Below are 16,457 nucleotides of genomic sequence, written 5' to 3'. Positions count from 1 at the left end.
ATTGTCATTGTAAAATGGTTGTTCAAATACTGTCTCTGCTTTCAATTTTTTAATTTGACAGCTAAATCAATCGCCTTTTTCAGTGCTCCCAGTTTGTTGTTCACCTCTTGCAGTTCATATTCATCCTGACTGCGGGCTACAATACCTCCTCCGGCTTGGAACCAGAGCTCATTGTTGCGGCTTACAAAAGTACGGATAGTGATAGCCTGATTTAATTCGCCGTTCAATCCGATAAAACCGATACAGCCACCATAGGCTCCACGATTATGTGGTTCGATTTCGCTGATTAACTGCATAGCGCGTACTTTGGGAGCACCGCTTAATGTGCCGGCAGGAAACGTATCAATAAACGTTTTTATTTTATCTGCGCCCTCATTCAACACACCGCTGACACGGCTTACCAGGTGAATGACATGACTATAATATTGTGGTTCCTTATAGAATAGTACGCGTACATCATGACAATTACGGGAAAGGTCGTTTCTGGCAAGATCAACCAGCATGACATGCTCTGCATTTTCTTTAGGGTCGGCCAATAAAGCTTCTGTCAGTTCCCGGTCTTTTACTACATCTCCGGTACGGCGGGTAGTTCCGGCAATCGGATCGATGTAAGCACGACCATCTTCGATTTTGCAATGTGTTTCCGGTGAAGAACCGAAGATGCGGTATCCTCCGAAATCGAAGTAGAAAAGATAAGGAGAAGGATTGATGCTGCGGAGTGCGCGGTACACTTTGAAATCATCTCCGGCATAAGGTTGGATAAATCTTCTGGAAAGTACGATTTGGAAAACATCTCCACGCATACAGTGCGCAATTCCTTTGCGGACATTGGCTTTATGCTCCTCGTCGGTGATAGGGCTGGTAACGGGACCTGTTACAGAGAAGTTGTAAGAAGCATAATTCCGGTTTTCGATGGCTGCTTCCAGTTCCGGTAAGCCGCTTTCTTCTCCTTCGGACAACATTTCAACGAGTGTCAATTCATTTTTGAAATGATTGAAAACAATGACATATTTATATAATATGTATAGCAAATCCGGAGCGTCATTTTGCTCATCGTGACTTTCTTTCACTGGGATGTGCTCGAAGTATTTCACAGCGTTGAACGTCGTGTATCCGTAAAGTCCACATACATTCTTATTATCCCCGGTCACCTGGAATTGATTGATAAACCGGTTCATGGCCTTTTCTACATGGAAGGTTTTTGTCAGGGGTTCTTCCGTGCGGCTGTTATCGGGATAGTTGGCAGTGACAATACCGCCGTTTATACCGATACTTGCCAGGGGACAGAGGGCTATAAATGACAAGGAATTTTCTCCGGCATGATAGTCGGAACTTTCCATTAATGCAGATTGCGGATACATGTCGCGCACTTTCAGGTAAATGCTGACGGGAGTATGCATATCTCCGAGCACTTGTTTGCTATGAGTTGTATAATTAAATGTTTTCATTTCTATAATTGCTTGATTATTGATTACGAATGATGGTTTACTAATTACTTATTGCTGTTCATTAAACGATAAATAGGTTTCAATATCTTTGTCTCCTCGTCCTGAAACAGTCAATACAACGATATCTTCCGGTTTGAACTTCAATTTTCTCAAAGCTCCTAATGCATGGGCGGATTCCAGTGCAGGGATAATACCTTCGAGTTTAGTCAGTTCGTAAGCGGCTTCTATTGCTTCGTCGTCATTGATTGCCAAAACGTTGGCACGTCTTTGTGCGGCAAGATTGGCGTGTATCGGACCAATGCCCGGATAATCCAGTCCGGCGGAAATCGAGTAAGGCTCTTCAATCTGTCCGTCTTCGTTTTGGATGACGTAAGTACGCGCTCCGTGGATAATTCCCATTTTACCGAGTTGGATGGTGGCGGCGGTCATTCCGGTTTCTATTCCTTTGCCTCCGGCTTCCGCCAGAATGATGCCTACCCGTTCATCATTGATATAATGATAAATCGTTCCGGCAGCATTACTTCCTCCTCCAACGCAGGCTATCAGATAATCCGGATAGTCACGTCCTTCTTTTTCTTGCAGTTGTTTTTTTATTTCTTCGCTGATAACAGATTGCAGGCGTGCCACCATATCAGGATAAGGATGAGGGCCTACGGTAGAGCCGATAATATAATAAGTGTCGGCAGGATGGCAACACCAGTCGCGGATCGCTTCGTTGGTTGCGTCTTTCAAGGTCATGTTTCCGGAAGTAACGGGAATAACGGTAGCTCCCAGCATTTTCATTTTCTCCACATTGATGTGTTGGCGTTCTACATCCGTTTTTCCCATATAAACGATACATTCCATATCCATCAATGCGCATACGGTAGCTGTTGCTACTCCATGTTGTCCGGCTCCGGTTTCGGCGATGATACGCTTCTTTCCCATGCGGCGTGCCAGCAAGATTTGTCCGATGGTGTTGTTGATTTTGTGTGCACCGGTATGATTCAGGTCTTCCCGTTTCAGATACAACTTGCAACCATACTTTTCGGAAAGGCGTTTTGCCGGATAGAGGGGGGAAGGGCGTCCTACGTAGTCGCGTAACAACTGCTCGAATTCCTTTTTAAATTCTTCGCTTTCAATCACTTCGAGGTACTTATTCGTCAGTTCCTCAACACATTTGTGGAGGATTTCCGGTACATAAGCACCACCGAATTCTCCGTAATAGCCATCCTGGTCAACTAAAAAACTTTTCATAATCCTATCTATTTTTTATGTTATTATCTAAATCTGTTCGAAAATGGGCAAATAAAAAGAGCCCTGCCGCAAGTTGCGACAGGGCTCTTTCAAATCTGTTATATCTTTAATGAGGTATATACATACGAGCGCTGCTCCCTTACGACTGTCGGAGTTGTAACGGGTGCCACCACCAATATGTATTTACTAACATTGTTCTCATTGTCTTTTGTAATTTTATGGGGGCAAATATAGACACTTTGTTTGAAACAGCAAACAAAAAATGACTTTTTTTCTCTTTTGCCTTCATTTTTCTGATATAGAACAATTTTCAACCTGAACTGTTCTTATAAATATTGAATATTTAAACAAAAACAATTATGAAACAGAGAAAAGTTTTAGTAGGTATTGCTATTGCCATTTTCATTATATTATTATTGTATTGGTTATTGGTAGCAGAGGATATGAAACCTTGGTTGTCGGCTATGGTTCCTTCCGTGGCACAACAATTCTTCGCTTGATTCTGACAGGGTTCGGATAAATCATGTATCTTTGCAAGGATAGTGACTAATAACCAAAATAATAACAATAGACTAAGATATGGAAAATTTTATTTTTCAAAATCCCGTGAAACTGATAATGGGAAAAGGGATGATTGCCCGGCTGGCTAAAGAAATACCGTCCGACAAACGTATTATGATTACTTTTGGCGGCGGAAGCGTGAAGAAAAACGGAGTGTACGATCAGGTAAAAGAAGCTCTGAAGAACCATTTTACGGTAGAATTCTGGGGAATCGAACCCAATCCTGCTATTGAAACTCTCCGTAAAGCTATTGCTTTGGGAAAAGAAGAGAAAGTGGATTATCTGCTGGCTGTTGGTGGTGGTTCCGTTATTGACGGTACGAAATTGATTTCCGCAGGAATCCTGTATGATGGTGATGCTTGGGATTTGGTACTTGCCGGACGACCAGTCACTCATACTGTACCTCTTGCCACTGTATTGACTTTGCCCGCTACCGGTTCGGAGATGAATAACGGGGCAGTTATTTCCCGTCGTGAAACAAAAGAGAAATATCCTTTTTATGCCAACTATCCAATCTTCTCTATTCTTGACCCGGAAGTAACCTTTACCTTGCCTCCTCATCAGGTGGCCTGTGGTTTGGCTGATACCTTTGTTCATGTGATGGAGCAATATATGACTACTCCCGGACAGAGCCGCATTATGGATCGTTGGGCGGAGGGCATTTTACAAACTTTGGTAGAAATAGCTCCGAAAATTCGTGAAAACCAGCATGATTATCAACTGATGGCTGATTTTATGCTTTCGGCTACAATGGCATTGAATGGATTTATTGCTATGGGAGTGTCGCAAGACTGGGCAACTCACATGATTGGCCATGAAATTACTGCTTTGCACGGATTGACACATGGTCATACGTTAGCCATTGTTCTTCCTGCCACTTTACAGGTGCTTCATGAAGAAAAAGGAGATAAACTTTTGCAGTATGGTGAAAGAGTCTGGGGAATTACTTCCGGTACGCGAGAAGAACGGATTGATGAAGCGATTTGTCATACCGAAGAGTTCTTCCGTTCACTTGGGCTGACTACACGTTTGCATGAAGAGAACATCGGACAGGATACTATTCTGGAAATCGAACGCCGATTCAATGAGCGTGGTGCTAAATATGGAGAGAATGGAAATGTAACGGGTGCTGTTGCCCGCAGGATATTAGAGACTGCACTTTAAGCATACTCTTACATTAAAAATATAGGATAAAGAGGATATTGGAACATACTTTTCACAATATCCTCTTTTCTTTTTATTATTTCTCAATTTTCTCTGACCTTGGAATTCTGAACCAGAAGCGAGAGCCTTCTCCTTCTTTAGATTCCACTCCGATAACCCCGCCCAGTCTTTCTACAATGACGCGGCAGATGGCTAGTCCGAGTCCTGTCCCTTTAATAAAGGAGTTCAGTTTGACGAAGCGTTCAAACACTTTATCTATCTTGTCAGCAGGAATTCCGATACCTGTATCTTTTACATAAAAGTATATTTCATCTTTGGCTTCTTCAATCCGGTATCCCATTTCGATAGAACCTTTAGGGGTGAATTTCAAAGCATTATTTGTAAAGTTGATGATAACCTGTGATAGACGTATGCGGTCGGTATACATCATGCATTGATCTGCTTTCTCTGTGAATAAGATTTGAACGTCTGGGGAAGAATTCTTTTCTTGCATTTGTCTGCAAATACCTTCCATCAATTCATTGATATCAGTCTGTGCAAATGTGAATTCCATAGTACCGGCTTCAATTTTAGAAAGATCGAGGATGTCGTCTATCAGTTGCAATAATAAGATATTGTTGCTGGAGATGATTTTTACAAATTCTTTTCTCTCTTCCTCTTCCTCCGTTTGGCAAACCATTTCGGAAAATCCTACAATTGCATTTAGCGGGGTTCGTATTTCATGGCTCATATTAGCGAGAAAGGCAGATTTGAGCCGATTGGATTCTTCGGCTTTTTCCTTTGCTTCCTGCAGCATTTTGTCCATCTTTAATTTTTCAGTGATGTTTTCAAAACGAAGTAATCCTCCAATAATTTCAGTTTCCTTTTCGTCACCGAATACAGGTGTTGCAGTCACTTCAAAATCTACATCGTCTACTCTGATGGTATGCCGGATAATTTTGCCCTGTTCGATAGCTTTCTTGAAAGCACATTGTCCACACGGTTCATTACGAAGTGCACTGGTCTGATAGCAAATTTTTCCCGGTATGTATCGTCTGCCTTTTACCAGGCTGGCTATTTGTCTTGTTTCCTCCCATTGTACGCGGTAATTTTTATCAATATAGATAAGTCCGAAGTCGATACTTTTTAGAGCTAGTTTTTGCTTCTTCAATGCTTTTTCCAGTTCTTCCTTGGCGGCAACTAATTCTCTTTCATAATTCTTGAGTTGTGTGATATCCCACCGGGTTGCCAACAGCCATTTCTTTTCTCCTTCCCATGAAATAATAGATTTAACAGCAATAGTATCATGGGTGATTCCATCGGGAGTGGTGTATTTCTCTTCCTTGCGATATACTTTACCTTCTTGTATGAGTTCTTTGTCGATATGCCGGTATTTTTCACCTCTTTCTTTTCCGTAAATCTCATAATCAGTATGTCCGATGGCCTCTTCACTGCTAATGCCGGATTGAGCGGCTGATTCTTTATTCCAGTAATAGTATCGGAAATCGTTTGTTATATCTTTTACAAAGATAGGAAAAGGAAGGTTATCGAGAATATCAAAGGAGAAACGGTAGGAATGATTGGTCTTTTTAATCGTTTTTTGCAATTTACGGATTCTATATAGTAAGATGCTGATGACAAGGAGCAGAATAATTACCAGTAAATAATTATAACCCCAATGAACTTCGTTAATCCAATAATTTAACAAAATATTGTTTGCCATAAAATGTTTGATATAAATGAGGTGTAAAGATATGAATTGTTCTTTAACTTTCAAAAAATAATACATAAATATATTGCCTTTCAATATCATATTGTGAGGCTGTAATTATATGTGATGAAGGAATAGTGGATATATGGTATCCTTTAGTTCTTATATAGTATCATATTTTGCTTGATTTCGAGTCTTTTTTCAGAGGGAAAATGTATTAAAATATTAAATGATGTCTCATGAACTAAAATCATTTCTAATTTGTTTTAATAACGCTGGAGTATTTTCTATTTTTGTTCACCTAAATAAGTTTTGATAGAGTCAAAATAAAACAATCATTTAATTACGTATGCTAATAACCATTATTATTCTCGTTCTTTCGGCTGTCTTTTTCGTGAACGGCAAGGTTCGTTCGGATATTGTGGCACTGTGTGCACTGATAGCCTTACTTATTTTTCAGATATTAACTCCTGATGAAGCACTTTCCGGTTTTTCCAATTCGGTAGTCATTATGATGATCGGATTGTTTGTAGTGGGAGGGGCTATCTTTCAAACGGGATTGGCAAAGATGATTAGTTCCCGTATTCTTAAACTTGCGGGAACCAGTGAGATCCGGTTATTTCTGTTGGTGATGTTGGTGACTTCGGCCATTGGTGCGTTTGTCAGTAACACAGGAACGGTGGCACTGATGCTTCCTATTGTTGTCAGTCTGGCAATGAGTGCCGGTATGAATCCGAGCAGGCTGTTGATGCCGTTGGCTTTTGCAAGTAGTATGGGAGGTATGATGACTTTAATCGGTACTCCGCCGAACCTTGTGATACAAAATACGTTGACTTCTGCCGGACTTGAACCGCTTTCCTTCTTCTCTTTCCTGCCTGTCGGCATTGTTTGTGTGATTGTCGGTACGCTGGTATTGATGCCACTTAGCAAATGGTTTCTTTCTAAAAAAGGCCAGAAAGATGATAATAAACGTTCGGGTAAGTCACTGAAACAGTTGGTAAATGAATATGGGCTTTCCAGCAATCTGTTTCGTTTGCAGGTAATAAAAGATTCCCGGCTTTTGGGCAAGACGATTATTGACTTGGATATTCGTCGCAAATATGGTTTGAATATCATGGAAGTACGTCGTGGTGATGCATCGCAACATCGTTTTCTGAAAACGATTACCCAGAAGTTTGCTGCACCGGACACGATGTTGCAGGCCGAGGATATTTTGTATGTGACAGGAGAATTTGATAAGGTACAGCTTTTTGCAGAAGATTTCCTGCTAGAGATTTTAGGTGACCATGCAACGGAAGAAACTCAAAGCGCAACTAACTCTCTGGATTTTTATGACATCGGTATTGCTGAAATAGTGTTGATGCCAGCTTCTAATTTGATAAACCAAACAATTAAGGAAGCCGGTTTTCGTGATAAGTTTAATGTGAACGTATTAGGGATCCGTCGTAAAAAGGAATACTTGTTGCAGGATTTGGGAAATGAGCGGATTCATAGTGGTGATGTGCTTCTGGTTCAGGGAACGTGGAATAATATAGCTCGTCTTAGCAAGGAAGATTCTGATTGGGTTGTTTTGGGACAACCTTTGGCGGAAGCGGCTAAAGTTACATTAGATTATAAAGCTCCGGTAGCGGCTGCTATTATGGTATTAATGGTAGTAATGATGGTGTTCGATTTTATTCCGGTTGCTCCGGTTACGGCTGTTATGATAGCGGGTATATTGATGGTATTAACCGGATGTTTCCGTAATGTAGAAGCAGCTTATAAAACGATCAACTGGGAGAGTATTGTATTGATTGCAGCTATGCTTCCTATGTCTCTGGCATTGGAGAAAACGGGAGCTTCGGAATACATTTCCAATACGCTGGTTAACGGCTTGGGATCATACGGACCTGTTGCGTTGATGGCAGGTATTTACTTTACGACTTCGTTGATGACGATGTTTATCAGCAATACAGCTACGGCTGTCTTACTCGCACCGATTGCTCTGCAAAGTGCCATACAGATCGGAGTAAGTCCGGTTCCCTTCTTGTTTGCTGTGACGGTAGGTGCAAGTATGTGTTTCGCTTCTCCATTCTCTACACCGCCTAACGCCTTGGTGATGCCTGCCGGTCAATATACTTTTATGGATTATGTAAAAGTAGGATTACCATTGCAGATTATTATGGGGATTGTGATGATTTTTGTTTTACCTCTGATTTTCCCCTTTTAATTTTTAGTTTTTATCCTTTCAATAGGGAAATGAAAGAACTCGGGATTTTGTAGTGCTCTGTAGTACTGAATCTTTGTCGTTTAATTGAGAGTTGCATAGAATATGCAACTCTTTGTTTTTTGCTGCATACTGCAATGTTTATACTTCTAAGTTTTTTATATTCAATGATGTAGCCACCTATCTTTCAATAGAAATAATTAGATTTTCATCTTTTAAAAGATGTTAACTATGTGCCGAAAAATACAACTTTAACTGTCTTTTATCTATAAATACAACTATCTTTGTGTGTTCATTACTGATTGTTGATTAGTGGTGATTTGTATTTTGTGCAAATAAAGCAAACTTAAGCATTCAAAGATTATGAAACAGAACATTGCAAAAGTCTTCACTTTTTCGTTGTTGGCGTCCTCCATCAGCTTTATCAGCTGTGTTGATAATGAGAAAAATCTGTTTGATGCAGATCAATTAAAACAAATTTACGAAGAAACCTTTCCTGTAAAAAATATTGATCCTGACGGTGATTGGACACTCTCCCGGAGTGTAACTGCGCATATCTTAGTTAATGGCTATGAGGGAGTAAACTACAAGATACGGATATTCGATGCCGATCCATTAAGTTCGGAAAGTACCGCAAAAATTTTAGCGGAAGAAGATGCAACTCAAGGAACAACACTTACTGTGGCCTTTGATTGTGCGACTGCCTTGAATAAAGTGTTTGTAGCACGTATAGACGAGCATAAACATTATATGGTGCAGCCGGTGGTCATTGAAAATGGAGAAGTGACAGCACATCTTGGATATACGGATGTATCTACGCGTTCTATGTCGCGAGCTGTAACAACTACAGGTATACCGACTATGAAAGCTCCTTATACGGCTGGTGATATTAGTAGTAAAAAAGCAATAGCTACTGAAGTTCAAGCTGGTTGGGATTTGGGTGCAGGTTCCGGATGGTTTGAATATGCTAAATTACCTGTATTCAAAGAAAAAGAACGTTGGTTTAAAATTCCGAGTGGTACTTTTAATAAAGGATTTACTACTACTGGAACCAGTGGTGGAGCTGAGGCTATCAAAGTAATTGTTCCACAAGGAAGTACGTGGGTGATTGAGAATAGTAATCAATTTGATAATATCACAGAGATTATAGTTGAGAATGGTGGAATAATAAAGATAGCTGAAAATGCGACTTTGATATTGACACAGGCTTCTTATATAACTGTAATGCCAGGTGGAAGTATTATGGGGAAAGGAACTATCTATATGACAAATAGTTCGGCCGGATTTACTAATTATAACGCAGGTATAATTGATTGTGGTTTATTGAAGATTGATGGAGGTGGAAGTGGAGTTGATTTTATGAATTATGGAACACTTAAATTGAATTTTTACAGAGCTTCTACAGCTGGTACAACACTGACAAATCATGGAACGATTGAGGCTGTAACTATTGATGGTAATAATAATACCCATATAAAAAATGGTTGTTATCTGAAAACTGATAAATTCCAATTTGGTACACTTGTTATGGGAAATACTTCCGAAGCTATTTGCGAGGAACTTGGGAATAATGGTAATAACAATGACATTGTAATGGAGGCACAATCCATGTTGACTTGTACAGGTAAGGCCAGCTTATATAGAACGGTTACCGGTCCAACCGTTGGTACTGCTTTATTGAAAATTAATGAGATTGCTAATACTGATGGTTTGGCTCAATCTACTTCTAAAGTGACGAATAATATTATTTGTGAAATTACGGATCAAACATATAAAGGTGAAGCGCACTATGACTGGTCTCCTTTTGCGTGGTTAGTGAATAAAGGATTGCAGCAAGGCGCTACTCATTGTAATCCGGGTAAGGCTGACTTTATGCTTCCTGCTGACGGCGAATGTATTAAAGAGGGATATGGTTCTGATGAAACTCCGGACGATGTGGAGATTCGAAATGCTGTTTATTCTTATGCTTTTGAAGATAATTACCCGAAAGCAGGAGACTATGACTTCAATGATATTGTATTGAATGTAACTTTGCCTGCTGCCGGTAATAATGTGAAAGAATTGAAATACACAGTTGTTCTTAGGGCAGTTGGTGCTGTGAAGCAACTGGGTGCCGGATTGAGAATAAAAGGAATAAATAAGAGCAATGTAGAAGAAGTCAGCTTCGGGACAGGTGCTACTCAACGTAGCAACTCTTTGAGTTCTGGTATATTTGAAAATGCAGCTTACGAAACAAATGGAAGTGAACTTGTGATTCCTTTATTTGGAGATGCCCATCATATATATGGATTTACAGGAACGCGGCGTCCGATGTTAAATACAGGAAATATGACTAAACCTCTTGTAGATATATATACTCTTGAAGTGACAGTTAAACTGAAGAATGCGATATCTATTCCTAGTGCGACGAATGATTTGGACTTCTTTATTGCATATCCAACCACAGGTCAGAAGAGAACGGAAGTTCATTTGAATCGATTTAACTCCGCAACTGCAAATGGTCAGTTGGCGGATAGTTCTGTACTGGATGTGATCAAAGCTATCAATAATACATGGGCTCTTTGTGTTCCGGATAAATTTGCTTATCCAACGGAAACGACGGTAATAACGAATGCATATTCTAAATTTACCAACTGGGCGCAAGATCAAAGTACAAATACTGATTGGTATAATACTGTAAGCAGTGATAAGGTTATAAAGTACTAAGCTATTGATTTTATAAAAGATCAGTATAATATAATTCTCCTGAATATAGAAAGACGATTAATACGAAGGATTTTCCCGATATTAATCGTCTTTTTTACATCATATACATCATATAAACTGTACATAGAACGGACATGAAATATTACCCTCCTAAGAAAAAGCCACTAAACTATTTTGAACGTCAACAGAAAAAGTTGCATCCAAAGAAGTACCATTATTACTTTTTCGATTATATATATTATTGTGGCGAGAAATGGAGTGAGAAAGGAAAAGGAGCAAGGGCGAGCGGAATGATTGTACTCTTTTCATATTGGAGTTTTTGTATTATCCTGCCATTGTGTATGTACCTTTCTTCGGTTTCAATAGTATCACGTACAGATGGTTGGCATATCATTGGTCTGTTCTTTCTTTGTATTATCCCACCGGTCGTATTTTGCATGTTACGTTATCGAACCAAACGTCGTTCTGCCCTTATGATTCATTATCGCCGTAGTGAATGGTGTAAAGGAATTCCGGTGTGGTTGGCATGTTCAATGTGGTTTCCGCTTTGTATATTGGAACTCTGGGTATTGATCGGGATGGGCTGGCTTTCAACATAAAGTTGCTAAAAAACTGATTATCCTGATATTTGTATATGTAATTGAGAAATTCACTATCTCGTATGTTTTATAATTTTCCTCTGTTAGCAAGAAAACACCTTTGAATTACTGAAAAATTATGCTTGTTTTTTACAAAAACGCTGCATATTTGCATAAAAAGCACCGTTATATTTGTGAAAAACATAAGGATAAAGTAAGCAAAAGCTGCGGATAGTGTAACCAAAAGCTATGGATAAAGTAAGTAAACGATTAGGATAGTGTCGCTATGCTATAAAAAATGTTGGTATTTTCTACTTTCTTTCCTTTGATTTCTCTATTTCTATCTTTGGTAATAGCAAATAGAAAAGAACAAAAAGAGGTCTCATGAATGTAAATGATGATGATTTGGTTGTATAAAGGCTAAATAATATATCATAATGTTGATATGTTACGCTTGATCCTGGACTAATGACTTGGGAAAATACTTCTGTAGTGACAGAAAAATATTCTTTCCAGATAAAGGGTGGAAAGAAACGATTCCTGATAGAGTAAGAATTACAAAGTGTCAGTAGTGACTTTTTGTAAAAAAGGAAAGGAGTTCTCCAATTATTTAATAGGAAATAATAGTGAAATAGTCGTCGGTTACTAATATTTTGTATATTTGTAAAGGTGAGGGATTAACTATGCAGAGTGATTTCGCCATGCGATGGAGGCTTATTTTTAAATGTCTAATATTATGAAAAGACTTTTGTTATTAGTATTAATTAGTTATCCGGTATTGCTATTCGCTAATTTAATGACTAGTAATCAGTATTATTTTCGTTCATGGAACATCAACGATGGTTTATCGCAAAATAGTATATATGCTATTCTGCAAGATCATCTTGGCTTTATGTGGTTTGGTACCAAGGACGGATTAAATCGCTTTGATGGTACTTCTTTTCAAGTATATTGCAAGGCTAACGGTATGCTGGGGAATAATTGTGTTACTGCACTCTATGAAGATAAGGAGGGATCTATTTGGATAGGTACCGATACCGGAGTTTATATCTATTCTATTTCCAGGGAAAACTCATATTTTTTTGATGTAAAAACTGCTGATGGTTTAGGTATCAATCGTTCTGTATATATGATTGGTGAGAATAAAGGGTGTATTTATATATCTTCTGCCGATGGATTTTTTTGCTTTCATCCACAACAACAAAAAATGGTACAGTTGAAAATACCATGGGCCGGTATGAAAAACTTTTTGTTCGACCAAGGGACTTGTTGGGGAGCTTTTTATGCAGACAATCTATATTTTACTCTTGATGATTTCAATACGGTATATCCTTTTGCTGCTCAAGATGGTACCCAGCCCTTTAAGAATGAAGTAGTCAATAAAATAATTAAAGGGGAAGAAAATCTGTTATATGTCGGTTTGACTAAAGGATTGAAAGAGATCAACCTGGCAACCCGGCAAGTCCGCACTTTACTATCTGTAGACGATAAAGGAGATGATATTTATGTACGGGAAATAGCACTTTACTCTGAAAACGAGTTATGGATTGGTACAGAATCCGGTATTTATACTTATAATATCAAGAATGGTGCTATAACCCATATCCAAAGTTTGGTGGGAACTTCCTATGCATTATCGGATAATGTTGTCTATTCTTTATATAAAGATAAAGAAGGAGGAATGTGGATTGGGTCTTATTTTGGAGGAATAAACTATTATCCTAAACAATATACGTTCTTTGAGAAAATATATCCTCATAAAGGGATGGAAGAATTAGGTGAACGTGTTCGTGAAATCGTGGAAGATGAAAAAGGAAATTTATGGATCGGTACGGAGGATAAGGGCTTGTTTCATTATAATCCCGTGACGAAGGAATTGAAACCATTCCATCATCAGTCTATTTACCATAATGTCCATGGATTATGTCTGGAGAATGGCTTTTTATGGGTAGGTACGTTTTCAGGAGGACTTAATCGAATCAATTTGCAGACAAATACAGTGAAAACTTACCGGAAAAAAGATTCCTGCGGATTGAGTTCCAATGATATTTTTGTGATTCGACGTACGGCGTCCGGCAAAATATATTTGGGAACTGCTGACGGACTATTTGAATATCATAATGAGAATGACCGCTTTTCGCGAGTTGAATCAGTTCCACCGACTTTGATCTATGATTTGCATGAAGATTTAAAAGGACACCTTTGGCTGGCAACTTTTAATGGTGTGTATAAGTTGGAAACAGAGAAACGAAAGTGTATTCATTTCTATCATAAGGAAAATGACTCATTGAGTTTACCTTATGATAAAGTTTTGAGTATATTCGAGGATAGCCGTCACCAGTTATGGTTTACTACCGAAGGTGGGGGATTCTGCCGGTTAGTTTCAGATTCTGGGACTTTCGAACACTATGATTCGAATTCTATCGGATTACCAAGTGATGTTGTTCATCAGATTGTAGAAGATAAGCGGGGTATTTTCTGGCTGACTACTAATAAAGGGTTGGTTCGTTTTCAGCCGGAAACAAAAGTCATTAAAAACTTTACTATTGCCGATGGACTATTGAGCAATCAATTTAATTATCGTTCAAGTCATCAAACGGTGGATGGAAGAATCTATTTTGGTTGTATTGCAGGGCTTATATCTTTTGATCCATCTACTTTTATTGATAATGATTATGTATCTCCTCTGGTGATTACGGATTTTATGATATTCAATAAAGAAGTAGTGCCGAATACCAAAGATTCACCTTTGAAACAGAGTATAACGGTGTCAGATTCTATAGAACTGACCGCATCTCAAAACTCCTTCTCATTTCGCTTTGCAACACTGGGATATTCTACTTTGGATCAGAATAAACTATTATATAAGTTGGAAGGATTTGATAAAGAGTGGTATGAAGCAAGAGGATCATTAATCAGTTATTCTAATTTGCCTTATGGCTCATATACCCTTTATGCGAAAGGAGTGAATAGTGATGGAATCTGGAATGATGCACCTTTAAAATTACATATTTATATTCGTCCGCCATTTTATTTGACGGGATGGGCTTATGCTGTTTATGTTCTTTTATCATTGTGCATTTTTTATTTTATTATACGATATTCCAAACGTCGTATGGCTCGCAAGCACATGAGGCAGATGGAGAAGTTTGAGCAAAGGAAAGAACGTGAGCTTTATTCTGCCAAGATAAACTTTTTTACGAATGTAGCACATGAAATACGAACTCCGCTGACGTTAATCAAAGGTCCTTTGGAGTGTATTTTGAAAGATAAGCCTCTGGCGGATGACGTACGGGAGGATCTAGTTATTATGAGGCAAAATTCGGATCGCTTATTGAATCTTATCAATCAATTACTCGACTTCCGCAAAACGGCCAATAATAGTTTCACACTAATTTTATCAGAGTGTAATATTCAGGAAATAGTATCTGGAGTCTATATTCGTTTTACATCTCTGGCGCGACAGAAAAATATAAAGCTTTCTATTGATCTGCCGGAGGAAGATATTTCTGCAGCCGTCGATCGCGAAGCATTGATTAAAATTATAAGTAATTTGTTGAGTAATGCAGTAAAATATGCAGCTACCTATATAACTATAACAGTAAAATATAATGAGGCAACAGGCAGCTTTATAATAAAAGTATGTAATGACGGGTCTGTTATTCCTGTTAATATGAGGGAGGAAATCTTTCAACCTTTTGTTCAGGTTCAGAATAACGAAGAATATGCTTCCGGTACAGGCCTTGGCCTTGCCTTGGCACGTTCTTTGGCAGAGTTACATCATGGAACCGTGTACCTTGAGGATATGCAAGGAGTCAATTGTTTTGTACTGGAAATTCCGGTCACTCATGTAGAGGAGGTGCAAGAACTGCAAGAAAATGTATCAGAAAAGGAAGATAAGATATCAGGCATTGAAAATCCGATGGCGGAAGAGCAGGAAAAAGGAACTCATCTCCCTGTTATTCTGGTGGTAGAAGACAATCAGGATATGTTGACATTCATAGCCAAACAATTATCTTCGGCTTATAGTGTTCTGAAAGCAAAAGATGGGGTGGAGGCTCTTGAAATATTGGAAGATGCAAATATTGATTTATTAATCAGTGATGTTATGATGCCTCGGATGGACGGGATGGAATTATGTCATCGATTGAAGACAGACCTTACATATAGTCATATCCCTATAGTGCTGTTGACGGCTAAAACAAATCTTGAATCAAAGATTGAGGGATTGAAACTGGCGGCAGATGCATATATTGAGAAGCCCTTCTCGGTAGAATATTTGATAGCTACCATTGAAAGTTTACTTTGTAACCGAGAGAAGCTAAGGCAGGCATTCTGTCATTCTCCTTTTGTATTTACTGCAACGATGGCACAGACGAACGCCGATAAGATTTTTCTGGAAGAACTGAATAAGATTGTTTATGATAATTTGCAAGATCCGGATTTTAATCTGGATAGTATGGCACAGTTGCTGAATATGAGCCGTTCGAGTTTGAACCGGAAAATTAGAGGAATACTTGATATGACTCCCAATGATTATATCCGGGTAGAGCGCCTAAAGAAGGCGGCTGTACTTCTCAAAGATAAATCTTATAAGATAAATGAAGTCTGCTATGCTGTTGGTTTTAGTACTCCTTCTTATTTTGCAAAGTGCTTCCAAAAACAATTTGGAGTACTTCCAAAGGATTTTGTAGAGATGTAACCAACCTTTCACTGCAATTATCTTTTCTACATAGGCAATTATCGAATCAAAATCTTCATTTGATTCGATTGTTATATGAATAGCTTCAATAATTCTACTGAATTTAGAGGGTAGTGGCTACTTTTGGATACGTGAACAAAGTATCAAATCTATTATTAACTTTAAA

General features: G+C 38.7%; 9 protein-coding genes. 6 read left to right on the top strand and 3 right to left on the bottom strand.

Annotation, left to right across the window (positions count from 1 at the left end):
• Positions 1–41: 41 nt before the first annotated feature.
• Together DXB58_RS17055 and trpB are read right to left on the bottom strand one after the other, a co-directional pair.
• Positions 42–1,448 (bottom strand): anthranilate synthase component I family protein, encoded by a 1,407-nt coding sequence (locus DXB58_RS17055; protein WP_004300104.1) that lies wholly within the window; start codon positions 1,446–1,448, stop codon positions 42–44.
• Positions 1,449–1,496: 48 nt separating this feature from the next.
• Positions 1,497–2,684, bottom strand: a complete 1,188-nt coding sequence (gene trpB, locus DXB58_RS17050; protein WP_122137641.1) for a tryptophan synthase subunit beta — start codon at positions 2,682–2,684, stop codon at positions 1,497–1,499.
• Positions 2,685–3,043: 359 nt separating this feature from the next.
• Here trpB and DXB58_RS27970 point away from each other — a divergent pair, with 359 nt between their 5' ends.
• Positions 3,044–3,184, top strand: coding sequence for a hypothetical protein (locus tag DXB58_RS27970; protein WP_004300101.1), 141 nt, complete (start codon positions 3,044–3,046; stop codon positions 3,182–3,184).
• Positions 3,185–3,263: 79 nt separating this feature from the next.
• On the top strand, positions 3,264–4,409 hold the full coding sequence (locus DXB58_RS17035) for an iron-containing alcohol dehydrogenase (RefSeq protein ID WP_004300100.1): 1,146 nt from the start codon (positions 3,264–3,266) through the stop codon (positions 4,407–4,409).
• A 76-nt stretch (positions 4,410–4,485) separates the two neighbouring features.
• On the opposite strand, the gene DXB58_RS17030 is transcribed toward DXB58_RS17035, so the two are convergent.
• Positions 4,486–6,111 (bottom strand): ATP-binding protein, encoded by a 1,626-nt coding sequence (locus DXB58_RS17030; RefSeq protein ID WP_122137674.1) that lies wholly within the window; start codon positions 6,109–6,111, stop codon positions 4,486–4,488.
• A 337-nt stretch (positions 6,112–6,448) separates the two neighbouring features.
• On the opposite strand from DXB58_RS17030, the gene DXB58_RS17025 reads away from it, so the two are divergent.
• The 4 genes from DXB58_RS17025 to DXB58_RS17010 all read left to right on the top strand — a co-directional run bounded on the left by DXB58_RS17025 (position 6,449) and on the right by DXB58_RS17010 (position 16,291).
• Positions 6,449–8,308: an SLC13 family permease gene (locus DXB58_RS17025; RefSeq protein ID WP_004300098.1), complete on the top strand. Its 1,860-nt coding sequence runs from the start codon at positions 6,449–6,451 to the stop codon at positions 8,306–8,308.
• A 360-nt stretch (positions 8,309–8,668) separates the two neighbouring features.
• Positions 8,669–11,011 carry an LruC domain-containing protein gene (locus tag DXB58_RS17020; RefSeq protein ID WP_122137640.1) on the top strand — a complete coding sequence of 781 codons (2,343 nt, stop codon included), beginning with the start codon at positions 8,669–8,671 and terminating at the stop codon, positions 11,009–11,011.
• Positions 11,012–11,145: 134 nt separating this feature from the next.
• Positions 11,146–11,610 (top strand): hypothetical protein, encoded by a 465-nt coding sequence (locus tag DXB58_RS17015; RefSeq protein ID WP_122137639.1) that lies wholly within the window; start codon positions 11,146–11,148, stop codon positions 11,608–11,610.
• Between the two features lie 715 nt (positions 11,611–12,325).
• A complete protein-coding gene (locus tag DXB58_RS17010; RefSeq protein ID WP_008999712.1) occupies positions 12,326–16,291 on the top strand; it encodes a hybrid sensor histidine kinase/response regulator transcription factor in 3,966 nt (1,321 codons plus the stop codon).
• Positions 16,292–16,457: the final 166 nt, after the last annotated feature.

The sequence above is a fragment of the Bacteroides sp. OM05-10AA genome (assembly GCF_003439055.1).
In the GTDB taxonomy this organism is placed as follows: domain Bacteria; phylum Bacteroidota; class Bacteroidia; order Bacteroidales; family Bacteroidaceae; genus Bacteroides; species Bacteroides intestinigallinarum.
This window is presented reverse-complemented; position numbering and strand designations above follow the sequence as displayed.

Excerpts from the sequence above, each read along its gene's own strand:
- DXB58_RS17055 (WP_004300104.1), bottom strand. The coding sequence starts at position 1,448 with ATGAAAACATTTAATTATACAACTCATAGCAAACAAGTGCTCGGAGAT.
- trpB (WP_122137641.1), bottom strand. The coding sequence starts at position 2,684 with ATGAAAAGTTTTTTAGTTGACCAGGATGGCTATTACGGAGAATTCGGT.
- DXB58_RS27970 (WP_004300101.1), top strand. The coding sequence starts at position 3,044 with ATGAAACAGAGAAAAGTTTTAGTAGGTATTGCTATTGCCATTTTCATT.
- DXB58_RS17035 (WP_004300100.1), top strand. The coding sequence starts at position 3,264 with ATGGAAAATTTTATTTTTCAAAATCCCGTGAAACTGATAATGGGAAAA.
- DXB58_RS17030 (WP_122137674.1), bottom strand. The coding sequence starts at position 6,111 with ATGGCAAACAATATTTTGTTAAATTATTGGATTAACGAAGTTCATTGG.
- DXB58_RS17025 (WP_004300098.1), top strand. The coding sequence starts at position 6,449 with ATGCTAATAACCATTATTATTCTCGTTCTTTCGGCTGTCTTTTTCGTG.
- DXB58_RS17020 (WP_122137640.1), top strand. The coding sequence starts at position 8,669 with ATGAAACAGAACATTGCAAAAGTCTTCACTTTTTCGTTGTTGGCGTCC.
- DXB58_RS17015 (WP_122137639.1), top strand. The coding sequence starts at position 11,146 with ATGAAATATTACCCTCCTAAGAAAAAGCCACTAAACTATTTTGAACGT.
- DXB58_RS17010 (WP_008999712.1), top strand. The coding sequence starts at position 12,326 with ATGAAAAGACTTTTGTTATTAGTATTAATTAGTTATCCGGTATTGCTA.